The sequence below is a fragment of the Streptomyces aurantiaciflavus genome (assembly GCF_049808595.1).
In the GTDB taxonomy this organism is placed as follows: Bacteria; Actinomycetota; Actinomycetes; order Streptomycetales; family Streptomycetaceae; genus Streptomyces.
Window position 1 is genome coordinate 37,541 of the sequence record NZ_JBNCAQ010000048.1, and the last position, 22,814, is coordinate 60,354.

The following is a 22,814-nucleotide window of genomic DNA, read 5'->3' on the forward strand; positions in this document are numbered from 1 at the left end:
GTGCCACAGCAGTCGCAGCGAGGACGCATCGGCCGGACCCTGCCCACCGCCCGCCGGATACGCGGCGCCGCGCTCGTCGCGAGCCTGGCCCTGCTGCCCCTGGTCACGGCGTGCAGCGGCGGTGAGGAAGACGCCGCGCTGAACAGCGATCCGGCGAAGATCTCCGCCGCCCCCGCGGCCGGTGTCGTGGCACCGGCGAAGGTCGAGGTGATCGCCGGTCTGACGGGCTGCAAGCCCAAGATCCGGATCGACGCGGACGAACTGCGCCAGGGCCTGTGTCACACGGAGAAGATCGACTACCTCATCACCACCTTCCCCGAGGAGAAGTACAAGCAGGCCTGGCTGGACTCCGCCGCCGTCTACGGGGGCAAGTACCTGGTCGGCTCCCGATGGATCGTCAGCGCGAAGGAGCCGGAGATGCTGGAGCAGTTCCGCGCCAAGCTCGGCGGGACGATCCAGCAACTGCGGGGCATCGGCCCGACCCCGGCCCCGGGCGCGTCCTGACACCGGCTGGAAGCCGGACCACGCCCCGATGACGCTGCGGAAGTGCCGCCGGCCGGAGAGTGGGCACTCTAGTCAACTTTGACTAGAGTGGAGTCCATGGGCGAGAAGACGATTCCGATCCTGCCGTGCCGGACCCTCCAGCCAGTGCTCGACTTCTACACCGCGCTCGGGTTCGAGGTGACCCTCCAGCAGCGGAGCCCCAACCCCTACGCCGTGGTGGAGCGGGGCGGCATCGAGCTCCAGTTCTTCGGGACGAAGCGGTACGAGCCGGCCGAGTCGATGAGCACGTGCTACGTCCTGACCGAGGACGTCGACGGGCTGTACGAGGCGTTCCGGGCCGGGCTCAAGGCCGTCTACGGGAGGATCCCGACCCGGGGGCTGCCGCGCATCGGAGCGCTGAAGGACATGCCGTACGGCGTCCGGCAGTTCCTCATGACCGATCCCGGCGGCAACTGCGTACGTGTGGGGCAGCGGACGAGCGAGGACCTGCACCACCGGCCCGCACCCGAGGAGACCTTCGCGAAGGCCCTGCACCACGCCTCCCTCCTCGCGGACTCGAAGGAGGACCCGGCCGCCGCCGCGAAGGTCGTCGACCGCGTCCTGAGCCTGGCGGACGAGAGCCCGACGCGCGTGCAACTGCTTCAGCTCCTCGTGCTGCGGGCGGATGTCGCCGAGCGCCTCGGTGACGAGGAGACGGCTGCCTCCGCGCTCGCGCGGGCCGCGGCGGTCCCCCTCACCCCCGAGGAGCGGGAGGCGGCCCGGGACGCCCTCCTGCGCCTGGAGGACGTACGGGACAGGGCCCGGCGGTGAACCCGCAGCCCGGGCGCGGACGCAGGCCGGCGCCGTGCGGTCCCGGGGCCTCGACGCGGCACTCCCCGAAGAGACGTCGGGCTCCCGCACGCAACCCTGAAGGGCGCTGACCCCTCCTACCAGTCGACCGGACCGGGGAACTCGGAGAGGAGTGCCTGATGGCGCGTCAGCTGTCCCGCCGTAGGTTCATGGTGTACTCGCTGGCGGCGTCCACCCTGACCGTCGCGGCCCCCCTCGGCTGCGACACATCGTCCGCGGAAGGCGCCGAGGCTGCCCGGAGACCGTCCGACGTCCTGGTGAGCGGCACCGACGAGGAGATGCTCGTCCTCGAAGTCACCGAAGCCAACAGGGTCGTCGTACGGCTGCCGCGCGTCGAGGTCGGACAGGGGGTCACCACCGCGGTCGCGATGCTGATCGCCGAGGAGCTGGACGCCCGGCTCGCCGATGTCGACATCCCCCTGGCCGACGCCCGCACCCAGGGCAACCAGTTCACCGGCGGTTCGAGTTCGGTCCGTTCGCTGTACGGTCCGGCCCGCGAGCTGGCCGCCATGGCACGCGCCAAGCTGGTGACCGCGGCCGCCCGGCGCTGGCGTCTGCCCGCGTGGACCCTGCGCACCAGGGACACGAGGGTGTTCGCGCCGGACGGGCGCACGGCCACCTTCGGTTCACTGACGGCGAGCGCCGCCCGGATCGACCGGCCGGCCGTGTCGACCAGGCCCAAGCCGGCGTCCCGGCACCGGGTCATCGGGCGGCCGACGACCAGGATCGACGCCCGGGACATCGTCACCGGCAAGGCGAAGTACGCCGGGGATCTGACGGTCGCGGGGGCGAAGCCGACCGTGGTGGCGCGGCCGCCGACGCTCGGGGGCAGGGCCGTGTCCGTCGACGACCGGGCGGCCCGCGCGATGCCGGGCGTCCACGCCGTCGTCAAGGTCGCCGGCGGGGTCGCCGTGGTGGCGGAGTCCTTCCACCACGCGTTCAAGGCCCGGGACGCCCTGAGGATCACCTGGGCGCCGGGCCCACTGGCGTCGCTGTCCGACACCGCGATCCGCTCGCGACTGCGGGCCGCCGTCCCCGCGCCGACCGCCCCGCCGCCCGGATCGACGCAGGTGGAGGGCGAGTTCGAGTTCGCCTTTGTCAGCCACGCGCCGATGGAGGTGCTGACCGCGGTGGCGGACGTCCGGGCCGATCGTGCCGAGATCTGGTTCTCCTCCCAGACGCCGATGGACGCGCGGGACAGCATCGCCTCGGCGGTCGGGCTGCCCCCGTCGAAGGTGCGGGTCCATGTCGTGCGCGGCGGCGGCTCCTTCGGCCGGCGGCTGAACCACGACGCCGCGCTCGAGGCGGCCCTCATCTCGAAGGCGGCGCGCCGGCCGGTCAAGCTGATGTGGAGCCGCGCCGACGACATCCGGCACGGCAGGATGCGCCCGGCCGGCCACCACCGCATCCGCGCCAGCCACGCCCGGAGCAGGGTGGTCGCCTTCACCCACATGACCGCCTCCGTGAGCGAGTCGTACGAGGCGCGGGGACTGTCCGCCCAGGGCGGGGCGGCGTCAGCCGCACGCGCCGTCGCCGCCCCGCTGCCCAGCGACAGCGGGCTGTACAACTTCGGCCGCGTCTCCGGCGACTCGGGCTCGGTCGAGCTGGCGATGCCCCTCGGCGCCTGGCGGTCGGTGGACTCCGGGACGATGCGGACCGCCGAGGAGATCATCGTCGACGAGGTGGCCCGCAGCCTGCGCCAGGACCCCGTCGCCTTCCGGCGCACCACGCTCAGGAACAAGGCCGTCAGAGCCGTGCTCGACAAGGCCGCGGCCGCCGGAGACTGGGGCCGGAAACTGCCTGCGGGGCAGGCGCAGGGCGTCGCCGTCCACGAGGAGTACGGCTCCTGTGTGGCCTGCCTGGTCGAGATCGACGCCACCGACCCGAAGAACCCACGGGTGACGAAGGTGGTGATGGCGGCCGACGTCGGTACCGCCGTCAACCCGCGCGGACTCGAGGCCCAGCTCATGGGCACCGCGATCGACGGCATCTCCACCGTCCTGCAGGCCGGTCTCCACATCGACCGGGGCGCCGTCCGCGAGAGCAGCTACGCCGACTTCCGCTACGCCCGGCAGCGACACGCTCCCCTGCACTTCGAGGCGCACATCATGCCCTCCCGACGGGACCCGGGCGGGGCGGGCGAACTCGGCGTCCCGGCCGCGGCCGGCGCCGTCGCCAACGCCTACGCCCGGGCCACCGGTACCAAGCCCCGCCGCTTCCCCCTCGACTTCTGAGACCTCGGCCTCTGTGGCCTCCACTTCAGCGACCTCAGCGACCTCCACTTCAGTGACCTCGACTTCTGTCACCGCGACTTCTGAGAAGGTGCCGATGCCCTCCTACTCCTTCGTCCTCAACGGCAGACAGGTCACCGTCGAGGCACCGGCCGACATGCCCCTGCTGTGGGCGCTGCGGGACCTGCTGCACGTCACCGGACCCAAGTACGGCTGCGGTGTGGGCGTCTGCCGCGCCTGCACGAGTCATCTCGACGGCGAGGAGATCCAGCCCTGTGTCGTTCCGGTCGCGGACTGCGCCGACCGCGAGATCACCACGATCGAAGGCCTGGCCGACGGCGACACGCTGCACCCGGTCCAGCAGGCCTGGCTCGACTGCGACGTCGCGCAGTGCGGCTTCTGCCAGCCGGGCCAGATCATGGCCGCGGTGGCCCTGCTGAAGAGGACGGACCGACCGACCGACGCCGACATCGACCGCATCGAGAACGTGTGCCGCTGCGGTACGTACTCCCGGATCCGCGAAGCGATCAAGAAGGCCTCGGGCAACGGGTGACGTCCGCGGCGGCAGCCGATGCCGAGTCGGAGGCCGGGGCGCGGCCGACGGCTCAGACCAGCGGCCACAGACAGGCCGTGAGCCCGAAACCCGTCAGCCCCATGGCGGTGGTCAGGACGGTCCACGTCCGCAGGCCGGCCGGGACGTCGAGGCCGGCGAGTCTGGTGAACATCCAGTAGCCCGCGTCGTTGACGTGCGAGACGGCCAGGCCGCCCGCGCCCATCGCCAGCGCCACCAGCGACAGCTGACCGGTCGACAGCTCGGCGCGTTGCAACAGCGGGGTGAGGATGCCGGCGCCGGTGATCAGCGCCACGGTCGTCGAGCCCAGGGCGGCGCGCAGCGCCAGCGCCGTCACGAAGGCCAGGGCCAGGGCGGACAGCCCGCTCCGCTCCAGCACGCCGGCCACCGCGTCGCCGACGCCGCCGGCGATCAGCACCTTGCCGAAGACACCGCCCGCGCCGGCCACCAGGATCACCATCGCGACGGACGGCAGCGCCGAACCCATCACCTCGGCGAGGCGCGTACGGCTCCAGCCGCGCCGGACGCCCAGGAAGTACGCGCACAGGGCGACGTCGATCAGCAGGGCCACCATCGGCGCGCCGAGGACCGTGAGGACGGCGCGGAGCGGGGAGCCGTCGGCGAGCAGGTTCTGGCCGAGGGTGCCCAGCAGGATCAGCAGGATCGGGGTGACGATCAGCGTCAGCACCATGCCGGGCGACGGCGGCCGGATCCCGGTGGCCGCGGCGGCCGGTCTGGCGAGGACGGCGGTGCCGTGACCGTCGCCGACCGCAGAGGGCGACGAGGCCAGGACTGACGTGGTGAGGTCCGGCGCGGTGCGGTCCGGCGCGGCGTCACCGGCGCCTGTCGTGCCGCTGTCCCGGCCGCCCGGGCCCGGCTCCCGGTCGCCGTACACCTCGGCGTGGACCGCCGGGTCCATCGGGTACGCGCGGCGCGTGAGGCGGCGCGCCATGAGGTGGCCCAGCAGGACGACGACCGCGGTGAGCGGGATGCCCATCAGCAGTACGAGCCCCTGGTCGGCGCCGATCGCCTCGACGGCGGCCACCGCGCCGGGGTGCGGCGGCAGGAAGGCGTGCACGGTGAGCATCGCGGCGCCCATCGGCAGCGCGTACACCAGCAGCGGCCTGCGGGCGGCGCGGGCCACGCCGTACGCGATGGGCATGAGGATGATCAGCCCGACCTCGAAGAACACCGGGATGCCGATGACGAATCCGGCGACCGTCAGCGCCAGCGGGGTGTGCCGGCCGCCGAACCGGTCGATGAGGGCGTGCGCGAACGCGTGGGCGCCCCCGGAGAGCTCGATGATCCGGCCGATCATCGCGCCCAGGGCGATGATGGTGGCGATGTGGCCCAGGGTGGCGCCCATGCCCTCCTCGACGGTCCTGACCACATCGGCCGCCGGTACGCCCCCGGCAAGCGCCACGCCGACGCTGACGACGACGAGGGCGACGAAGGGCTGGACCTTGGCCTTGAGGATGAGCAGCAGCAGGGCCGCGACACCGGCGACCGCGATGACCAGGAGCGCGTCGTCGCTCATCCTCGCCCTCCCGCCGACTGCTCCGGGCACGGCGTGCGCCCATCGGCGGCTGTGTCGTGGACGACTGCGGTACGGGGACGGGGAGACATCTGTGTCCTCCTGAGGGCACGCCGGGCGGGGACGGGAATCCGGGCGCCGAGAGCGCCCGTGTTCACCGTGGAGTCAGCGTGCCGAGCCGGACGCAGGACCATCGACGTCCGGCATCGGATGTCACTCGGTCGGGGCAAGCGGCCGATGAGGACGGCCCTGGCCCGCCGCCCGTCGAGGAAGGCGTCCAGGACGGCGTCGCCGAGGCCGCCCTCCTCGTGGTGGTACTCCACCGTCACCAGGCACCCGGTCTCCTCGGCGGCCCGCCGCAGCGTGGCCCGGTCGACGGGCTTCACCGAGTACAGGTCGATGACCCGCGCCGCGATCCCTTCGCCGTCGAGGGCCTCGGCGGCCTTCGCGCCTCGTACGGGGGTGGAGGTCGCCCCGGCACACGACCACCGCGAGGCCGCGTCCTGTCCCGTACGCCGGCCCGGCCCGCGGCTCCACCCTGCGGCTCGATCAGGAACGCGGCTCGATCAGGAACGCGGCTCGATCAGCAACGCGGCCCCTCTCCTACACCTCCGGCGCGTCCACGCCCTCCCCGGCAGCAGCGGGCTTGGGGTGGAAGACCGAGTGGTAGCTCTCCGGCGGCGCCAGATACGCCGCCGGCAGTCCGCCCGTGTCGATGACGATCTGGTCGACGGCGATCGCGGGGTCGACCATGAAGAGCCGCAGGACGTGCTCGCCCGGTTCGGTGACGGTCACCGTCGCGGTCAGTTTCTCGACGCCCTCCTCCACGTTGCGGGCCCAGGCGTCACCCCGGTTGCCGGTGGCGACGGCCTGTCCGGACAGGACGGTGACCGGCTGGTCGTCGAGCGCGAGTGCCAGGCGGCGGTGACCGCGTTCGTCGAGGGAGGGCAACCGGAAGACGGTGACGGGGAAGGTCCCCGCGCCGGTGAAGCGCACCCGGTACCTCAACTCAGGTGCCCGCGTCGCGAAGTCGCCGGTCACCGGGGCCGCCGTCGACGGCACCGCCTCCACGGCGGCCGTACGACGGCCCAGCCCGCGCACGGTCCGCCAGCGGGCCCCGCCACGCGCCACGCGGCGGTCGGTGTGCACGGCGTCGATCGACACGTACCCGTGCGCCTCGACGAACCCGCGCGCCCGCCGGCGTGCCCGCTCCCCGTCGTTGCGCACCCGCAGCGGCACCTCGAACCGCTGCCCGGCCCCGCTGACGGTGACCGTCGCGTCCCACACCCCCTCGGGCACGCGCGCCCAGTCGATCCCCACCCACAGCCGTCTCTGCTCGGTCAGGGAGCCGCCGGCCGCGCTCAGCACGACCCAGCGGCGGTCTGCCTCCGCGGCCCAGTCCAACGGCAGGAAACCGGTGTTGAAGACGTCCACGAAGCGACGGTCGCGGGTGGAGGACGAGAACGACAGCGGGCGTGCCGTACCGGTCTCGTTGCCCTCGGCCGCCACTCCCAGCCCGGACGTCTCCTGCCGGGGGAGCCGGGTCACGGCCGGGCGGCCCGGCGCCTTGGGGATCTGCGAGGGGTACGGGTTGACGATCCCGTCCCATTTCCCGCCCGCCACCTGGGTGTTGTACCGCTGCGTGATCGCCACCTCCTCGGCGTGCGCGGCATGGGCCAGGTCCGCGAAACGGTTCGTGCCCGCGCCCCGCCCCTGACGCACGGCGACCGCGTTGCGGTCCGCCCAGTAGTACTTCAGGTTCATCAGGTAGGCACCGTGCACCGGGTACTCGACCAGCTCGAAGAAGGCGTCCCGATACGCCTCCGGCAACCTGGCCGCCACGGCCCGCGCCCGCTCCAGCAACCGGTCGTAGGCGGCCAGCCGGCGCCCCGCCTCGTCGCCGTGGTGGACGACGGAGAAGATCCCGCGGTCGATGAACTCCGGGCGTCTCTCCGCCGCCAGCCGGTAGTACTCCGTGCGGATCCCGGCGATCTCCCGGGCGTGGCGGCGCCCGAACTGCCGCCCGGCCCACTCGGCCAGGAAGCCCTCGACGTCGTCGGCGTGCCGGCGGCCCACGTCCCAGGCCATGTCCATGCAGAAGGACAGCCCGGTCTCGATCGACTTGACGTCCCCCACGTTGAAGATCCACATACGGTCGGCGCCGTGCTCGTACACCCGCCGCAACTCCTGCCGGATCTTCGCCAGTTGGGTGGTGTCCAGCCACAGGTAGCTGCGGGGCCGGCCCCAGTAGGAGAGGTGGTAGTAGATGCCGTTGCCGCCCGGCCGGGCGCGTTCCGCCGCGTCGGGCAGCTGGCGCATGTTGCCGTGGTTGTCGTCGGGCCAGATCAGCGTCACGTCGTCGGGCACCCGGACGCCCGCGTTGTACAGCTCCAGGACCTCCTTGTACGGGATGAAGATCTGCGGCTCGGCGGCGGCACCGACCTCCTCGGCCAGGATCCGCCGCTGGTCGGCGATGATGTCGTTCATCACCGCGACCTTCTCGGGGATCGTCGTGGCGTGCTTCGTCTCCAGCGCGCTGTCGTGCAACCCGCGCATGCCGAGGGTCCAACTGCTCTCGTAGGCCGCGTTCTCGCGGGCCCGGGCTCTCCAGTAGTCGGAGATGACCGCGGGGTTCACCGTGTAGTCGTACACCGGCAGAGTCCCGTCCGCCCCGCGGTGTTCCTCCGCCCAGGGCGCCCACTCGTGGACTCCGTTGCGCAGCAGGGCCTCGGGGTGGCTGGAGCCGACGACGATGCCGTAGCGGTCGGCCAGTTCGGGGTTCTCGCGGTGCTTGTTGAAGAAGTCGGAGTACGGATGCATGGCCGGCCACAGGTAGTTGGCCTTCAGCCGCAGCAGCAGCTCGAAGATCCGCTCGTACGTCCTCGGGCCGATGTTCTTGTCCGGCTCCTGGGTGCGGTGGGACCAGGTGGTCAGGTTCTGCTCGTCGTTGATGAAGACGCCCCGGTAGCGGACGGACGGCTCGTACCGCTTGAGGGGCCCGGCCGGCACCGTGACGGTGTCGCGGTGTTCGACCGGGACGTCGGCCCACCAGTACCAGGGGGAGACCCCGATCCGCTCGGAGGTGTCGTAGACGCCGTAGACCGTGCCGCGCCGGTCGCTGCCCGCGATCACCAGGGCCCGGTCCACGCCGGGCAGCGGACGGTCCACGACCTGGGTCACCGACGCCTCCCAGCGGCCCTTCACCCGTGAGACGTCCAGGCGCCCCTGCGCGACGAGCCGGTCGACGACCGGGCTCGCGCCGATGGTGCCCACCACGACCAGTCCGGCGGCCCGCTCCGGCAGTGTGTGCCGCAGCGCCGGCCGGACCCCGCCGACGCGTTCGACGTCCGCCCGCAGATCGCCGGCCGCCCGGATCACCGCGGCGTCGTCGGCCGCGTCCACGAACACGTCGACCGCGACGCCGCCGCGTACCAGCGGGAACTCCGGCCGGTCCGCAGCGGCGGCGGGGGCGGCGGCCGAGGGAAGGACGCCGGGGACCAGCGGGGTCAACCCGGCGGCCGTCATCCCTCTCAGGAACGCCTTGCGGGTCCACCACTGCGACGGGTCCTGGGGTGCGATGGGGGGCACAGTCGCTTCCTTTCCCTGCGTCGGCAGGTGGATGGCATGGGCATGCTAGAAAGCGCTTTCCCCCGCACCTTAGGGCGGCGGCGACGGTGGCGTCCAGAACCGTGCACTCAGTAGGCTCCGAGGCATGCGGATCTCCGTCTCCTCCGACATGGACGAACCCGTGGCCCGTGCCCTCGTCGCGGAGCTGCGCGGTCGTGGGCACGACGTCGTGACGCACGGCGCGCTGCACCCCGGCGCCGACCCGCAGTGGGCGGTGTGCTCGGAGGCGGCGGCCCGGGACGTGGCCGAGGGCACCTCGGAGCAGGCGGTGGTGTGCTGCTGGACCGGCACGGGCGCGTCGATCGCCGCGAACAAGGTGCCCGGTGTCCGCGCGGCCCTGTGCGCCGACGCCTACACGGCCGACGGCGCCCGCCGCTGGAACGACGCCAACGTCCTCGCCCTCAGCCTGCGCCTGACCTCCGAGCCGCTGCTCAAGGAGATCCTCGACGCCTGGTTCTCGGGCGAGGCCGGCGAGGACGCCGAGGACCGGCAGAACGTACGGCACATCGAACGGCTCGACCAGGGCCGGACGGTTTCCTGACGGCTCACGACGGTCTCCTGAGAGCGTTCGTGAGAGGTTCCGGCCGGGCGCCCGTGAGCCCGCACGGCGTTTTCCGCTCCGCCGGATGGGCCGATCGGCCCTGGCGGGTACCCGGCGGCCGGGAGAGGGTGGGGAGGTACGGACCGGCATGCACCTCCCGCAGAACCCGAACCGGAAGGGAACCCGAGATGTCCGTCGACACCCGGCAGGCGTCCGCCCGGCTCACCGACGACGAGCTGAGGACGCTCGACGCCCACTGGCGCGCCGCGAACTACCTGTCCGTCGGCCAGATCTACCTCATGGCCAACCCCCTGCTCACCGAGCCACTCCGCCCGGAACACGTCAAACCGCGGCTGCTCGGCCACTGGGGCACCTCGCCCGGACTCAACCTGGTGTACACCCACCTCAACCGCGTCATCCGGACCCGTGATCTGAACGCCCTGTGCATCTGGGGCCCCGGCCACGGCGGCCCCGCGGTGGTCGCCAACTCCTGGCTGGAGAACTCGTACACCGAGACCTACCCGGACGTCACCCGGGACGCGCCCGGCATGGCCCGCCTGTTCAAACAGTTCTCCTTCCCCGGCGGAGTCCCGAGCCACGTCGCCCCCGAGACACCCGGCTCGATCCACGAGGGCGGCGAACTCGGCTACTCCCTCTCCCACGCCTACGGCGCCGCCTACGACAACCCCGACCTGCTGGTCGCCTGCGTGATCGGGGACGGCGAGGCCGAGACCGGGCCGCTGGCCGCGTCCTGGCACTCGAACAAGTTCCTCGACCCCGTCCACGACGGCGCCGTCCTGCCGATCCTCCACCTCAACGGCTACAAGATCGCCAACCCGACGGTCCTCGCCCGCCTCCCCGAGCCCGAACTCGACGAACTCCTGCGCGGCTACGGCCACGACCCCGTCCATGTCACCGGCGACGACCCGGCCGCCGTCCACCGCGCGATGGCCGAGGCCATGGACACCGCCCTGGACCGCATCGCCGACCTCCAGCGCGCCGCCCGCGAGGACGGCACCGGCGAACGCCCCCGCTGGCCGGTGATCGTCCTGCGCACCCCGAAGGGCTGGACGGGCCCCGCCCAGGTCGACGGCCTGCCCGTGGAGGGCACCTGGCGTTCCCACCAGGTGCCGCTGGCCGCCGTGCGGGACAACCCCGAGCACCTGCGCCAGCTGGAGGCGTGGCTGCGCTCCTACCGGCCCGAGGAACTCTTCGACGAGCACGGCGCCCCGCGCCTCGACGTCCTGACCTGGATCCCCGACGGGACCCGCCGCCTCGGCGCCACCCCGCACGCCAACGGCGGACTCCTGCTGCGCGAACTCCCCGTGCCCGCCCTGGAGTCCTACGCCGTCGACGTGGACAAGCCCGGAGCCACCCTCCACGAACCCACCAGCGTCCTGGGCCGGTTGCTGGAGGACGTCATGCGCTCCACCGCCGAGCGGCGCGACTTCCGGCTCGTCGGCCCCGACGAGACCGCCTCCAACCGCCTCCAGGCCGTCTACGGCGCCAGCGGCAAGGCCTGGCAGGCGCAGACCCTCCAGGTCGACGAACACCTCGACCGGCACGGCCGGGTGATGGAGATCCTCTCCGAGCACACCTGCCAGGGCTGGCTGGAGGGCTATCTGCTGACCGGCCGGCACGGGCTGTTCTCCTGCTACGAGGCGTTCGTGCACATCGTCGACTCGATGGTCAACCAGCACATCAAGTGGCTGCGCGTCACCCGCCGCCTGCCCTGGCGCGCTCCCATCGCCTCCCTCAACTACCTGCTGACGTCGCACGTCTGGCGCCAGGACCACAACGGTTTCTCCCACCAGGACCCCGGCTTCGTCGACCACATCCTCAACAAGAGCCCGGAGGCGGTACGGGTCTATCTGCCGCCGGACGCCAACACCCTGCTGTCGGTGGCCGACCACGCCCTGCGCAGCCGCGACTACGTCAACGTGATCGTGGCCGGCAAGCAGCCCTGTTACGACTGGCTGACCCTGGACCAGGCCCGCGTCCACTGCGCGCGCGGCGCCGGCGTGTGGGAGTGGGCCGGCACCGAGGACGGCACCCGGGAACCCGACGTCGTCCTCGCCTGCGCGGGCGACGTCCCCACCCAGGAGGTGCTCGCGGCCGCCCAGCTGCTGCGCACTCACCTCCCGGAGCTCGCCGTCCGCGTCGTCAACGTCGTCGACATCGCCCGCCTGATGCCGAGCGGTGAACACCCGCACGGGATGAACGACTTCGAGTACGACGGCCTGTTCACCGCCGACAAGCCGGTCGTCTTCGCCTACCACGGCTACCCGTGGCTGATCCACCGCCTCGCCTACAGTCGCGCCGGCCACGCCCATCTGCACGTACGCGGCTACAAGGAGTTCGGCACGACCACCACGCCCTTCGACATGGTCGTCCGCAACGACCTCGACCGCTACCGCCTCGTCATGGACGTCATCGACCGCGTCCCCGGCCTCGCGGTGCGCGCGGCGTCCGTACGCCAGCGGATGGAGGACGTGCGGCTGCGCCACCACGACTGGATCCGCGTCCACGGCACCGACCTGCCCGAGGTCGCCGACTGGACCTGGGACGGCTGAACGGCCCTCGTCGCGGCCGCCGTTCACCGGCCGCGACGGGACGGGGCACGCTGCTTCGCTCCCATTCGGCGCATTTCCATGGCCCGCACGGGTGACAACTCGGATCAACGGTGAAGACGGACGCGGTGCCTGCGGAATTGCTCTCCGGGTGGATCTGGCACTCACAGACAAGGAGCAAGCGTGACATTTGAACTCAGGGCCCCGTGGCGTCTCGGCGTCCGGCCCAGGAGGTTCACTTGGACGGTCAGGGGTTTTTCGGCGGTGGCCGGATCCGTGATCGCCGGGGTTCTCATGGCCTCACCCGCGGCCGCCGGCGCGGCGACACCGGTCCCGCCGAACACGACGAACTCGGCGGCAGGCGCGGAAACAGGCGTCAAGGAGCTCAGTGCCCTCGACCTGAGGCAGGATCAGAGGATCGTGCGGGCCGTGGTGAGGGAGGACGGGACTCTCGTTGACGGGCAGAGCTTCGGTGCCGAGTCGGCGACCAGGGTCGAGAACCCCGTCGGCACCTACCAGGTCTGCTTCAAGGTGCCGATCACCAACGGCACCTACGTCGCGACCATCGGCCTCCCCGGCAACGTCAGCACGTCGGCACCCGGTGAGATCACCGTCGTGGGCCGCATCGGCACCAGCAACTGTCTGTACGTGCAGACCTTCGACTCGGCGGGGACGCCGGCGGACCGCAGCTTCCACGTGGCCGTGGTGTACTCCAAGAAGCGATGACGCCGGCCCACACCTGAGTCGGGCTTTGCAGGCCCGGGACGCACTCCCGGCGGCGCCGGCCGACCACACGCGTGCACACGTACGGACGTCGGCCGGCCCGTCGGCTCCCGCCACCGGCGGTCCCTGGGCGTTGCCGAGCCTCTGCCGTTTCCGGTCGTCCGGCCCGCCGAGGACACCCTTCGCTCGGATGAGGGCCGCCTCGACCCCGCCGAAGGCCGACCGGCCGGGCCTCGGGCAGGGCGCACGGACGGGGGCGGACGGCGCAGGGGAAGGGGCAGGGAGCCGTTGGGCGTGCGCCCTGGTACGGCCTCCCGCCCGACGCCTACAGTGTTCCGCCCAGCCCTGCGGCGCGGATCCGGCGGGGCGAGCCCCACCACTCCCGTGGTCACCGGTCGTCCCGGCCCGGCCCTCGCCCGGACCCGGCACGGCCCGCACACCGGCGCGGCTCCCAGGGCGACGGCTGCGACGACCACCCGCGCGACAGGCACCACCCCGTGACGCCGTTCGGGCCGAACAGCCGGGTGCCCGGTCCGGGCGCGTGTCAAGAGCCACTGGAGGCCGCTGTGTCCCGACCGTGCATCGCCCTGATAGCCGACCCCACGTCGCCCGAAGGCTGCCGGGAGTACCTCGCCGAGGCGGTGGAACTGCTCACCGGAACACCGCCCGTTCGGATCGACTCCCGCCACTTCGCGACCGGCGGGACCGGCCGCGGCGTCCGCGACGGAGGCCGCTTACGGCTCCAAGTCCCCGGAGAAGGACTGGACTTGGTGCCCGACATCGTCGTCCTCTACGAGATCCCGCCGCACCGCCGTCGCTCCCTCGCCGCCTTCCAGGACATCCTGGGACGCCACGACGTGGTCACTCTCGGCGCCGGCGCCGAGGCCTGGCGCACGGCGACGGAGAAGAACCTGACCGTCGAGCGCTTCCGCCGGGACGGCATCGCCCAGATGGAGACCGTCGTGCTGTCCCGGCCCTCCGCGCGCGAGGCCGCCGACGCCTTCGAGCGGCTCGGCCACGACACCTGGGCCCGCCCGGTCGTCGGCACCGGGGGCAACGACACCTTCCATGTCACCACCCCGGCCCAGCTGGAGGCCGCCACCGCCTACTACGCCAAGCACGGCACCGACTGGATGCTCTCCCGCGACGCGGGCAACGTCACCGCCGACGGCCTGCGCCACCAGTTCCGCGTCTTCGTCCTCGGCGGCCGGGTCGTCCACGCCCGCGAGCACCTCCAGCCCGAGCCCGACGCCCCCTGCAACACCTGCCAGGGAGCCACCGCCGTCCACATCGCCCCGCCGGACCTGCCGCCCCGTCTCGCCGAACTGGCGGTCGCCGCCACCGCGTCGGTGGGGCTGCCCTTCGCCGGGGTCGACCTGGCCGTGGAGAACGGCGGGGTCGTCTTCGAGGTCAACGTCCAGCCCGCCTTCGTCGACGGCAAGGTCGAGGTCGACGCGGTGGCCGTGCCGTACATCCAGGCACACCTGGACGCCCATGCCCACGCCCTGGCGCGGGGCGGTCGCGGGACGGCCCGTCCACCGCAGGTGCCCGAGACGATCGGTACGGGCCGCGAGGGTTTCACAACCTCAGCGTGAACCACGTCGTCTTGCCCTCGTCCGTCGGCCGCACGCCCCAGCTGTCGGCGAGGGCACGGACGAGGAGCAGGCCGCGCCCGCACTCCTCGGCCTCCGCCGCCCGGCGCGGCTGCGGCAGCTGAGGGCTGCGGTCGCCGACCTCGACCGTGAGGTCGGTGGCCGTGCGGTGCAGATGCAGGGCGATCGGGCCCTCGCCGTGCTGGACGGCGTTGGTCAGCGTCTCCGACAGCAGCAGGAGTGCGTCGTCGGCGCGGTCCGCGCAGTGCCATGAGGTGAGCGCCTTGTGCAGGAAGGCGCGGCCCTCCGGGACGGAGGACGGGACGGCCGGGAGGTCGGTGGTGACGGCAGCGAGCGGCGCGGCGGGCAGCTGGGCCAGCAGCAGGGTCACGTCGTCGTTGTGGCTGTCGGGGTCCGGCAGCAGGCCCGCCAGCACCTGGTCCGCCGCCGCCTCCAGAGACGGCGTGCCGGCGAAGAGGCTGTCGAGGAGGACGGTGAGTTCACCGATGCGCATCTCGATGTCGGCGTCCGGCGTCTCGATCAGACCGTCCGTGTAGAGCACCAGGGTGGCCCCCGGCGGTATCTCCGAACTGGACTGCTCGTACAGGACGTCGCCCACGCCGAGGGGCGCGTTGACGGGGCTGGCGAGGGCGCGGACACCGTCGCCCGCGTCGGCCACCAGGACCGGCAGATGGCCGGCCGAGCAGACGGTCACCGTGCCCGCGTCGGGGGCGATCACCAGGTAGCAGCAGGTGACGAGCTGGTCGGGTACGTCGAGGTCGGCGACGCAGGTGTCGAGCGCCCGCATCAGCTGCCGGGGCTGCATACCGGTCTTCGCCAGGGCGTGCGCGGCCGAGCGCAACTGGCCCATCACGGCGGCCGCTTCGAGGCCGCGGCCCATCACGTCCCCGATCAGCACGCCCACCCGGTCGGCGCCCAGCGGGATCAGGTCGAACCAGTCGCCGCCCACACCGGCGCCCTGCGTGGCGGGCCGGTAGCGGCTGGCGGTGGCCAGGCCGGGCAGTGCGGGCGGGGTGCCCATCAGGCTGCGCTGCAGGGTGAGCGCGATGTGCCGCTGCTGCTCGTACAGGGCGGTGAGCTCGGCCTCCGCGCGCTTGCGGTCGCTGATGTCCCGCACGATCGCGCACGCCCCGACCACCGTGCCGTGCGTGTCCCGGGTCGGCCACAGCGTCACGTCCACGTCCAGCAGCGCCCCGGTCCGGGTCACCCGCAGCGTCTCGAAGTGCTCGACCTTCCGGCCCCGCCGCAGCCGCTTCAGCAGGGCCCTCACCTCGCCGCGCAGCTCCGGCGGGGCCAGCAGGGAGACGTGCCGGCCGATGGCCTCCTCGGCGGTGTAGCCGTACAGGCGCTGCGCGGCCGCGTTCCAGTAGGTGATGCAGCCGTCGAGGGTGTGGGCGAGGATCGCGTCCTGCGAGGACTCCACCAGCGCGGCCAGCTCGTTGATCCGGGCCTCGGCCGCCTTGCGGTCGCTGACGTCCCGGACGGCCGCCGACACCAGCAGGCCCTCCGTCGTCTCCAGCGGGCTCAGGCTGATCTCGACGGGGAACTCCGTGCCGTCCTTGCGCAGCCCGTGCAGTTCGAGCCCGGCGCCCATGGGCCGGACCTGCCGGTTGGCCGCGTACCCGCCGCGGTGCGCGGTGTGCTGGCCGCGGAAGCGGTGCGGGATCAGCAACTCGACCGGATGGCCGAGCAGTTCCTCGCGGCCGTAGCCGAAGAGGGCCTCCGTCTGGGCGTTGACGAGCCTGATGGTGCCGGTGTCGTCGACGATGACCATCGCGTCCGGCGCCGCCTCCAGCAGCCCGCGGAACCGCTCCTCGGCGCCGCCCTCCGGCGCGGGGACGCGGCAGTCGCACCGTTGTCGTGCCGCCGGTTCCGCCTGCACCAAGTCGGCCATGTTCCACCTCACTTTGCGCGACGATTAAGGCCATCACAGCGCCTTCACACCGCCTTCGCTCCGCGATGTCGCTTACTGACCGTTCACGCCCGAACCTGGCCGTCCGGCAGGCGAACCCAGTCGCTACCACCGGCGCCGGTGTCCGCGGACCGCACCGCCCGAAACGCCCCGGTCGGAACCCTTCCGTGTGACCTCGGCCGCCGTACCCTGGACGCCGTGTACATGCCTGACGCGCCCGGCGCCGTCGCGGCCCGCCTCACCGGAGCGGCCGCGATCCGCGAACGCCCGCTGTCCGCCGCCCTGGCCGAGGTCACCCTCGACGACGGCCGCACGGTGATGGTCAAACGCGGTGACGGGACGGGCGCGGTGCGCGCGGAGGCGGCCGGGCTGCGCTGGCTGGCCGACGCCGGCGCGGTCCGCGTCCCCTCCGTGCACGGGCACGACGAACGCTGGCTGGTGACCGACCGCGTGCCGCTGGGCCGGCCGAGCCCCGAAACCGCCCGCCGGTTCGGCCGCGACCTGGCCGTCCTGCACGCCGCGGGGGCTCCCGCGTTCGGCGCTCCACCGCCGGGCGGCCCACGGGACGCCTTCATCGGGCTCGCCCCCATGCGCAACGTCGACGGCGACGACTGGCCCGCCTGGTACGCCGAACACCGGGTGCTGCCGTACTTGCGGACGGCGGTCGACGAAGGGACGATACGCCCCGCCGAGGCGGCCGTCGTCGAGCGGCTCTGCGCACGGCTGCCCGACCTGGCCGGCCCCGCCGAGCCACCCGCGCGACTCCACGGCGACCTCTGGAACGGCAATGTGCTGTGGGGCGAGGACGGCCACGTCCGGCTGATCGACCCGGCCGCGCACGGCGGACACCGCGAGACGGACCTCGCGATGCTGGACCTGTTCGGCTGCCCCCACCTGGAGGAGGTGCTGGAGGGCTACCAGGAGGCGGCACCGCTCGCCGACGGCCGGCCCCACCGCGTCGGGGTGCACCAGCTCTTCCCGCTCCTCGTGCACGCGGTCCTGTTCGGCCGGACGTACGCCGAGCAGGCGCTGTCGGTGGCCGCGCGGGCCCTGCGGAACTGCTGAAGAGGGCCCGGGCGGTGGCCCGGGCCCTCTGTGTCCCCGGCCGGGGACGCGAAAGACGCGCGCCCGGCCGGGGAGCCGCTACGTGAGGTCCCCTACATACGGTCCCCCTTCGGCTTGCCCCGCTGGTCCGGGGTGCCGTGCGGCGGTGGGCTGTGGGGCTGCGGTGAGGTCGCCGGCGACACCGGGGAGCCGGTGTGCCGCTGGGACTGCTCCGGACGCAGGGCTCCCGGATCGCCCGAGGTCGGCTCGGCGCCCGCCTCCAACTGCTCCAGGCGGGACGTCAGCAGCTCGGTGACCGGGAGCCGGTCGGCATGCGTCCGCTCGTACGCGAGCAGTTCCTCCACCTCCCCGGCCGTGAGCGACCGTACCCGGCTCTCCAGGCCGCCGATGGGCAGGTGGTCGTAGTCGGGCAGGGGCAGGGTGCTGCGGCCGTTGTCGGCCATGGGATATCACTTCCGTTCGCAGGTGGCCTCGAGCGGCATTCCGTGCGTGGGGCGCGGGCGACCGCTCAGTGGGCGCCCAGACCGCCCCCGCCGAACGAGCCGCTGCTGCCCCGGCTCCAGCGCGGCCGCTTCTTCTCCGCGCTCGTTCGGGTCCGCATGTTGGTCAGTTCGTACGGCGTGAGGGCGCGGCCGCCCTTCGGTGTCTGCGGTACCTCGTCGGGCTCCCGGTTCTCCCGGACCTCTTGCACCGGTCCGTCCGGGGGGAGGTGCGGCTGCTCCTCGGGGCGCGGCCGGGGCGGCTCGCGCAGTTTGATACGCGCGCCCAGCCAGAAGCTGCCGGCCAACAGGGCCACGAGGACGATGCCGACCACGAACATGCCCAGGCTGAGCAGGCCGCTCGACGCGGCCAGCTGCATGCTTGCGGTACTCATAACAGGCGAATACCCCTGCAACCGGTCATGAACCGCCGGGCGGCACCCGTTGCTCTGCGTGCGCACGGCATCGCGGACCGCGTCAGGGACGGCATCGCGGGCGGCCGGAGAAGCGGAGCGCACGGCCTGGTTTGGCCAGGCCGGGCCCGGGCTACCCGCGCTGTGTGACTTCGACGACATCCCAACAGGAACTGTTCCGGTTCCTGGAGGACCGCTTCGCCTGCGCTCAGGCGTGCACCGAGTGTGCGCGCGCCTGCGCGACGCGCGCGAGCCTCGTGGATCCGGACGGGACAGAACTGCAGGAACTCGTACGACGCAAGGGCATCATGTGCGCGGAGGTGTGCGACGCCACCTGCCGTGTGCTGTCCGAGGACAACCGGATGGACGAGACGGGTATCCGCGTCCAGCTGGAGTGGTGCCGAACGGTCTGCCTGGAGTGCGCGCACGTCTTCGACAAGTACCCGGGCGCCGAGGAGAGCGCCGCCGCCTGCCGCGCGTGCGCCCAGGCCTGCTCCGACTTCATGGCGACCCTGAGCTGAGGGAACCCAGACGCGGCCCGCGCGCACCTCGTCCAGCATCCGACGCATGATCGGGACGGGCAGACGGGGGTGCCGGGCTGCGACTTCGGCGGTCTCGGTGTCCCGCAGCAGGCCCACCAGGGTCCGGGCGGGCAGGCTCGGGTGCCTGGAGGCCGCGGTGCGGACGGTGCTGTACGGGTCGCTGAGCAGCCGTACAGCCGAGGCGGCCGACAGCCGGGGGTCGGCCGCCGCCCGGTCCCGGACCTCCTCGTGCGCGTCCCGACTGAACCTCTCCACCAGCTCGGGCCCGGCGTGAGCCGGACGCGCGCCCAGCTGCGGGGTCCGCGGCCGGCGCGGTCGCCCTCGATCTCGACGAGGAACATGCCGTCGGCGCCGAAGAGGCCGTTCTCGACGGCGATCTCATGTCACCGTGCGTCGACCTCCGCGGGTCGGTCTCCCGGAAGGGTGACCAGTGGCGCGGTCTCCCCGGAGGTGACCCGGCGCCAGGCCGCCCGGGGCGGCAGCGGGCCCTCGGACCACCAGGGATCCGCGATCTCGAGGCCCGCCCGCTTCAGCCGCGCATGGAGTCCGTCCACCGTCATGGGACGACATCCTCCCCGTGCCGGCCTCTTCCCGCCCTGCCATTCCCAATTTCTGGAACACGTTCTACGGTGTGCGCCGTCAGGACACCGGCCTTGGGGAGCCAGGAGGCGCCGTGCACCTCGACCACACGCCCGAGCAGCTGCGACTGCGCACCGAACTGCGCGCCTACTTCGCCGAGTTGGTGCCGGACAACGCCTACGCCCGGCACGCCGACCCGGTCGGCGCGAAACGGTTCTACCGCAAGACCATCCGCCGCCTCGGCGCGGACGGCTGGCTCGGCGTCGGCTGGCCCAAGGAGTACGGCGGCCGCGGCCTCACCCCGATCGAGCAGTTCATCTTCTTCGACGAGGCCGCCCAGGCCGGCGTGCCGCTGCCGCTGATGGCGCTCAACACCGTCGGCCCGACGATCATGCGCTACGGCACGGACGAGCAGAAGGCGTACTTCCTGCCGAGGATCCTCTCCGGCGAGATCGACTTCGCCATCGGCTACAGCGAACCCGAGGCGGGCACCGACCTCGCCGCGCTGAAGACGCGCGCGGTGCGCGACGACGGGGGCGCCACCCGCACGAGCCAAGCCGAGAGCGGGGGAGGAGCCGAGAGCGGGGGAGAGTACGTCGTCAACGGCCAGAAGATCTGGACCACCAACGGCGACACCGCCGACTGGGTCTGGCTCGCGGTCCGCACCGACCCCGAGGCCCCACCGCACCAGGGCATCACCATGCTGCTCGTGCCGACCACCGACCCCGGCTACTCCTGCACCCTCATCCACACCCTCGCCGGCCACGACACCACCGCCAGTTACTACGAGAACGTCCGCGTCCCCGTCTCCCACCGCGTCGGCGCCGAGAACCAGGGCTGGCGGCTGATCACCAACCAGCTCAACCACGAGCGCGTGACCCTCGCCGCCCACGGCACCATGGCCATCCGCGCCCTCCACGACGTCCAGCGCTGGGCGACGGAGACCAAACTCGCCGACGGCCGCCGGGTGGTCGACCTGCCCTGGGTGCGCCGCCGGCTCGCGCAGACCCATGTGAAGCTCGACGCGCTCAAGCTCCTCAACTGGCAGATGGTGGGCGCCCTCCAGAACGGCACCCTCACCCCCCAGGACGCCTCCGCCGTCAAGGTCTACGGCTCCGAGGCCCGCCGGGACGCCTACGCCTGGCTGCTCGAGGTCGTCGCGGCACCGGGCGCACTCCAGGAGGGCTCGGCGGGCGCCGTCCTCCACGGCGAACTCGAACGCGGCTACCGCTCCGCCGTGATCTTCACCTTCGGCGGCGGCAACAACGAGATCCAGCGGGAGATCATCTCGTGGATCGGGCTGGGGATGCCTCGGGTACGGCGTTAGCCCGTGTGACCACCGACGCCAGTGGTCACATACCGTGGACAGTCGGCACCAGATCTCCCGTGGCGACGGTAGCCCCGGCCGGTAAAAGCCTCGCGCCGGTGCAGAGGACGGCGCGAAGCCCGGCGGGTGACGGCATTCGGCCGCCACCCGCCGGGCTTTTCTGCGGTCAGGCGGTCACACGCTGGAACCGCTGGTTGGCGCCGGTGCCGCAGGTCCACTGGATGAGCCGGGCGCCGTTGGCGGTGGAGGCGTCCTTCACGTCCAGGCACTTGCCGCTGTGTCGGGCCACCAGTTGGTAGTTGCCATTGCCCTGATCCTTGAACAGCCACTGCTGGTTGGTGCCGGTGGTGCAGTGGTACTGGTTGACGTAGGCACCGTCTGCCGTGGAGGCGCCCGCGACGTCGAGGCACTTGCCGCTGTGCTGGGCGAGGACGCGCACGTAGCCGTCTCCCGCGTCCTGCAGCCGCCACTGCTGGTTGAGGCCGCCGGTGCAGGTGTACTGGATGGCGACCGCACTGTCGGCGGCCGAGTTGTCGGACACGTCGAGGCACCTGCCGCTGTGCCGGGCGATCAGCTTGTAGTAGGGGCCGCCGCCCACCCCACTGATCATGCCGGCGTCGGTGTCGATGGCCACCTGCGGGTACCACGGCAGGTCCATGGTGGTGCTGGTGGGGAAGGTCAGAGGGAGCCAGACGTACTGCGAGTCGTTGACCGTGCCGCCCATGGAGTTGCCCCAGCGGTCGCCCATGTACAGGTACGAGGTGCCCTGAGTGCCCTGGACGGGCAACACGAACGCGGTCTGGGAGCCGTAGGCGGTGTCGTCACCGACGTCGGTCATGGCGGTCCAGGGACCCGTGATGCTCGTGGCGGTCGCGTACTTCTGCTGGTTGGGCTTCCAGCCGCTGTTGCCGGAGGTGAGCATGAAGTAGACGCCGTTCCGCTTGAACAGCGCGGGAGCCTCGCGGAACGTGCCCGGCCAGGGGTTGGCGACCAGGCTGTCGTAGGAGGTGTAGTCGGCGCTCAGCTTGAAGATCTGCAGGTCGGCGTTGTTGTTGGCGGAGGTGATCTGGTAGGCGGTGCCGTTGTCGTCCCTGAACAGCGTCATGTCGCGGGACGTGGTGCCGGTGGGCGGCCGGAAGCTGCCCTTGTAGGTGTAGTCGCCGTCGACGGTGTCGGACACGGCGACGGCGGCGCGGGCCTGGGTGTAGTCGCTGCCGTTCTCCTTGTGCATCCACATCACGTACTTGCCGGTCGTGCTGTTGTAGATGACCTTCGGCCGCTCGATGTTGGCGATCGCCAGCTCGGGATCACTGCTCTGCGTCAGGACGTTGCGGCGGAACTCCCAGGTTTTGAGGTCGGTCGAGCGGTAGACCGAGACGGCTTTGAAGGTGTTGTCAGGGTTGCGGTTCTCGCCGAACCAGTAGAAGAAGGAGCCGACCTTGATCACTCCGCCGCCGTGGGCCTGCACTACGGCGCCGGCGGTGTCGGTGAACTGGGTGGCGTTGGTCACGGTGACCGGGGCGGCCTGAGCGGGCGACCCGGTGACCAGCAAGGCGAACACGCTCATCGTGGCGGCCAGTACGAGCGTGAGGGTGCGTCGGAGCATCGGGTTCCTCAACGAGGGTGCTGAGTTGTCTGTTTGATTGTGTGCGGTCCCGTTGAGGGACGGTAGGAGAGGGGCATAGTCCCGTCAAGAGCAAGAACTCCGATGTCTGCTGTTCGCTGGGTTCCTGG

18 protein-coding genes and 1 pseudogene are annotated in these 22,814 nt (G+C 72.2%); 11 read left to right on the plus strand and 8 right to left on the minus strand.

Annotated features, from left to right (window positions below; genetic code table 11):
* The 4 genes from ACPT94_RS38035 (at window position 1) to ACPT94_RS38050 (ending at window position 4,137) form a co-directional block, all read left to right on the plus strand.
* Entirely contained in the window at window positions 1-504 is a 504-nt protein-coding gene (locus tag ACPT94_RS38035) for a hypothetical protein (protein ID WP_360335617.1), read from the plus strand.
* A gap of 96 nt (window positions 505-600) precedes the next feature.
* Entirely contained in the window at window positions 601-1,314 is a 714-nt protein-coding gene (locus ACPT94_RS38040) for a bleomycin resistance protein (protein WP_425247895.1), read from the plus strand.
* A 188-nt stretch (window positions 1,315-1,502) separates the two neighbouring features.
* A complete protein-coding gene (locus ACPT94_RS38045) occupies window positions 1,503-3,587 on the plus strand; it encodes a xanthine dehydrogenase family protein molybdopterin-binding subunit (protein ID WP_425247904.1) in 2,085 nt (694 codons plus the stop codon).
* A gap of 94 nt (window positions 3,588-3,681) precedes the next feature.
* On the plus strand, window positions 3,682-4,137 hold the full coding sequence (locus ACPT94_RS38050) for a (2Fe-2S)-binding protein (protein WP_360335613.1): 456 nt from the start codon (window positions 3,682-3,684) through the stop codon (window positions 4,135-4,137).
* A 52-nt stretch (window positions 4,138-4,189) separates the two neighbouring features.
* Here ACPT94_RS38050 and ACPT94_RS38055 read toward each other — a convergent pair whose 3' ends face one another.
* The 3 genes and pseudogenes from ACPT94_RS38055 to ACPT94_RS38065 all read right to left on the minus strand — a co-directional run bounded on the left by ACPT94_RS38055 (window position 4,190) and on the right by ACPT94_RS38065 (window position 9,214).
* A complete protein-coding gene (locus ACPT94_RS38055; RefSeq protein ID WP_425247896.1) occupies window positions 4,190-5,692 on the minus strand; it encodes a GntT/GntP/DsdX family permease in 1,503 nt (500 codons plus the stop codon).
* A gap of 254 nt (window positions 5,693-5,946) precedes the next feature.
* Window positions 5,947-6,132 (minus strand): annotated as a pseudogene (locus ACPT94_RS38060) (transketolase C-terminal domain-containing protein); the annotation flags it as partial.
* Window positions 6,133-6,292: 160 nt separating this feature from the next.
* Entirely contained in the window at window positions 6,293-9,214 is a 2,922-nt protein-coding gene (locus tag ACPT94_RS38065; protein ID WP_425247905.1) for a glycosyl hydrolase 115 family protein, read from the minus strand.
* Between the two features lie 187 nt (window positions 9,215-9,401).
* Between ACPT94_RS38065 and ACPT94_RS38070 the strand changes: the two genes are divergently transcribed.
* The 4 genes from ACPT94_RS38070 (at window position 9,402) to ACPT94_RS38085 (ending at window position 14,745) form a co-directional block, all read left to right on the plus strand.
* Window positions 9,402-9,857, plus strand: coding sequence for an RpiB/LacA/LacB family sugar-phosphate isomerase (locus ACPT94_RS38070; RefSeq protein ID WP_360335609.1), 456 nt, complete (start codon window positions 9,402-9,404; stop codon window positions 9,855-9,857).
* A gap of 188 nt (window positions 9,858-10,045) precedes the next feature.
* A complete protein-coding gene (locus tag ACPT94_RS38075) occupies window positions 10,046-12,430 on the plus strand; it encodes a phosphoketolase family protein (protein ID WP_425247897.1) in 2,385 nt (794 codons plus the stop codon).
* Window positions 12,431-12,721: 291 nt separating this feature from the next.
* On the plus strand, window positions 12,722-13,153 hold the full coding sequence (locus ACPT94_RS38080; protein ID WP_425247898.1) for a hypothetical protein: 432 nt from the start codon (window positions 12,722-12,724) through the stop codon (window positions 13,151-13,153).
* A 563-nt stretch (window positions 13,154-13,716) separates the two neighbouring features.
* Window positions 13,717-14,745 carry an ATP-grasp domain-containing protein gene (locus tag ACPT94_RS38085; protein ID WP_425247899.1) on the plus strand — a complete coding sequence of 343 codons (1,029 nt, stop codon included), beginning with the start codon at window positions 13,717-13,719 and terminating at the stop codon, window positions 14,743-14,745.
* Here ACPT94_RS38085 and ACPT94_RS38090 read toward each other — a convergent pair.
* The gene (locus tag ACPT94_RS38090; protein WP_360335601.1) at window positions 14,729-16,657 is read right to left on the minus strand and encodes a PAS domain S-box protein; all 1,929 of its coding nucleotides are present in this window, start codon (window positions 16,655-16,657) and stop codon (window positions 14,729-14,731) included. The two genes, ACPT94_RS38085 and ACPT94_RS38090, sit on opposite strands and share 17 nt — an antisense overlap.
* A gap of 222 nt (window positions 16,658-16,879) precedes the next feature.
* Here ACPT94_RS38090 and ACPT94_RS38095 point away from each other — a divergent pair, with 222 nt between their 5' ends.
* Window positions 16,880-17,740, plus strand: coding sequence for a fructosamine kinase family protein (locus ACPT94_RS38095; RefSeq protein ID WP_360335904.1), 861 nt, complete (start codon window positions 16,880-16,882; stop codon window positions 17,738-17,740).
* A gap of 92 nt (window positions 17,741-17,832) precedes the next feature.
* Here the strand turns inward: ACPT94_RS38095 and ACPT94_RS38100 are convergent, their stop codons facing one another.
* Window positions 17,833-18,183: a DUF8129 domain-containing protein gene (locus ACPT94_RS38100; RefSeq protein ID WP_189943501.1), complete on the minus strand. Its 351-nt coding sequence runs from the start codon at window positions 18,181-18,183 to the stop codon at window positions 17,833-17,835.
* Between the two features lie 65 nt (window positions 18,184-18,248).
* The gene (locus tag ACPT94_RS38105; RefSeq protein WP_360335599.1) at window positions 18,249-18,614 is read right to left on the minus strand and encodes a DUF6479 family protein; all 366 of its coding nucleotides are present in this window, start codon (window positions 18,612-18,614) and stop codon (window positions 18,249-18,251) included.
* 164 nt (window positions 18,615-18,778) lie between these two features.
* On the opposite strand from ACPT94_RS38105, the gene ACPT94_RS38110 reads away from it, so the two are divergent.
* On the plus strand, window positions 18,779-19,153 hold the full coding sequence (locus ACPT94_RS38110; RefSeq protein ID WP_360335597.1) for a four-helix bundle copper-binding protein: 375 nt from the start codon (window positions 18,779-18,781) through the stop codon (window positions 19,151-19,153).
* A gap of 404 nt (window positions 19,154-19,557) precedes the next feature.
* On the opposite strand, the gene ACPT94_RS38115 is transcribed toward ACPT94_RS38110, so the two are convergent.
* Window positions 19,558-19,734, minus strand: a complete 177-nt coding sequence (locus ACPT94_RS38115) for a hypothetical protein (RefSeq protein WP_360335595.1) — start codon at window positions 19,732-19,734, stop codon at window positions 19,558-19,560.
* A gap of 113 nt (window positions 19,735-19,847) precedes the next feature.
* On the opposite strand from ACPT94_RS38115, the gene ACPT94_RS38120 reads away from it, so the two are divergent.
* Window positions 19,848-21,080, plus strand: coding sequence for an acyl-CoA dehydrogenase family protein (locus ACPT94_RS38120; protein ID WP_360335593.1), 1,233 nt, complete (start codon window positions 19,848-19,850; stop codon window positions 21,078-21,080).
* A gap of 166 nt (window positions 21,081-21,246) precedes the next feature.
* On the opposite strand, the gene ACPT94_RS38125 is transcribed toward ACPT94_RS38120, so the two are convergent.
* The gene (locus ACPT94_RS38125; protein WP_360335591.1) at window positions 21,247-22,686 is read right to left on the minus strand and encodes an RICIN domain-containing protein; all 1,440 of its coding nucleotides are present in this window, start codon (window positions 22,684-22,686) and stop codon (window positions 21,247-21,249) included.
* Window positions 22,687-22,814 lie beyond the last annotated feature (128 nt).

Coding starts and splice junctions, on each gene's coding strand:
- ACPT94_RS38040 (WP_425247895.1), top strand. CDS start 601: ATGGGCGAGAAGACGATTCCGATCCTGCCGTGCCGGACCCTCCAGCCA.
- ACPT94_RS38045 (WP_425247904.1), top strand. CDS start 1,503: ATGGTGTACTCGCTGGCGGCGTCCACCCTGACCGTCGCGGCCCCCCTC.
- ACPT94_RS38050 (WP_360335613.1), top strand. CDS start 3,682: ATGCCCTCCTACTCCTTCGTCCTCAACGGCAGACAGGTCACCGTCGAG.
- ACPT94_RS38055 (WP_425247896.1), bottom strand. CDS start 5,692: ATGAGCGACGACGCGCTCCTGGTCATCGCGGTCGCCGGTGTCGCGGCC.
- ACPT94_RS38065 (WP_425247905.1), bottom strand. CDS start 9,214: ATGACGGCCGCCGGGTTGACCCCGCTGGTCCCCGGCGTCCTTCCCTCG.
- ACPT94_RS38070 (WP_360335609.1), top strand. CDS start 9,402: ATGCGGATCTCCGTCTCCTCCGACATGGACGAACCCGTGGCCCGTGCC.
- ACPT94_RS38075 (WP_425247897.1), top strand. CDS start 10,046: ATGTCCGTCGACACCCGGCAGGCGTCCGCCCGGCTCACCGACGACGAG.
- ACPT94_RS38080 (WP_425247898.1), top strand. CDS start 12,722: ATGGCCTCACCCGCGGCCGCCGGCGCGGCGACACCGGTCCCGCCGAAC.
- ACPT94_RS38090 (WP_360335601.1), bottom strand. CDS start 16,657: ATGGCCGACTTGGTGCAGGCGGAACCGGCGGCACGACAACGGTGCGAC.
- ACPT94_RS38095 (WP_360335904.1), top strand. CDS start 16,880: ATGCCTGACGCGCCCGGCGCCGTCGCGGCCCGCCTCACCGGAGCGGCC.
- ACPT94_RS38100 (WP_189943501.1), bottom strand. CDS start 18,183: ATGGCCGACAACGGCCGCAGCACCCTGCCCCTGCCCGACTACGACCAC.
- ACPT94_RS38105 (WP_360335599.1), bottom strand. CDS start 18,614: ATGAGTACCGCAAGCATGCAGCTGGCCGCGTCGAGCGGCCTGCTCAGC.
- ACPT94_RS38115 (WP_360335595.1), bottom strand. CDS start 19,734: ATGACGGTGGACGGACTCCATGCGCGGCTGAAGCGGGCGGGCCTCGAG.
- ACPT94_RS38125 (WP_360335591.1), bottom strand. CDS start 22,686: ATGCTCCGACGCACCCTCACGCTCGTACTGGCCGCCACGATGAGCGTG.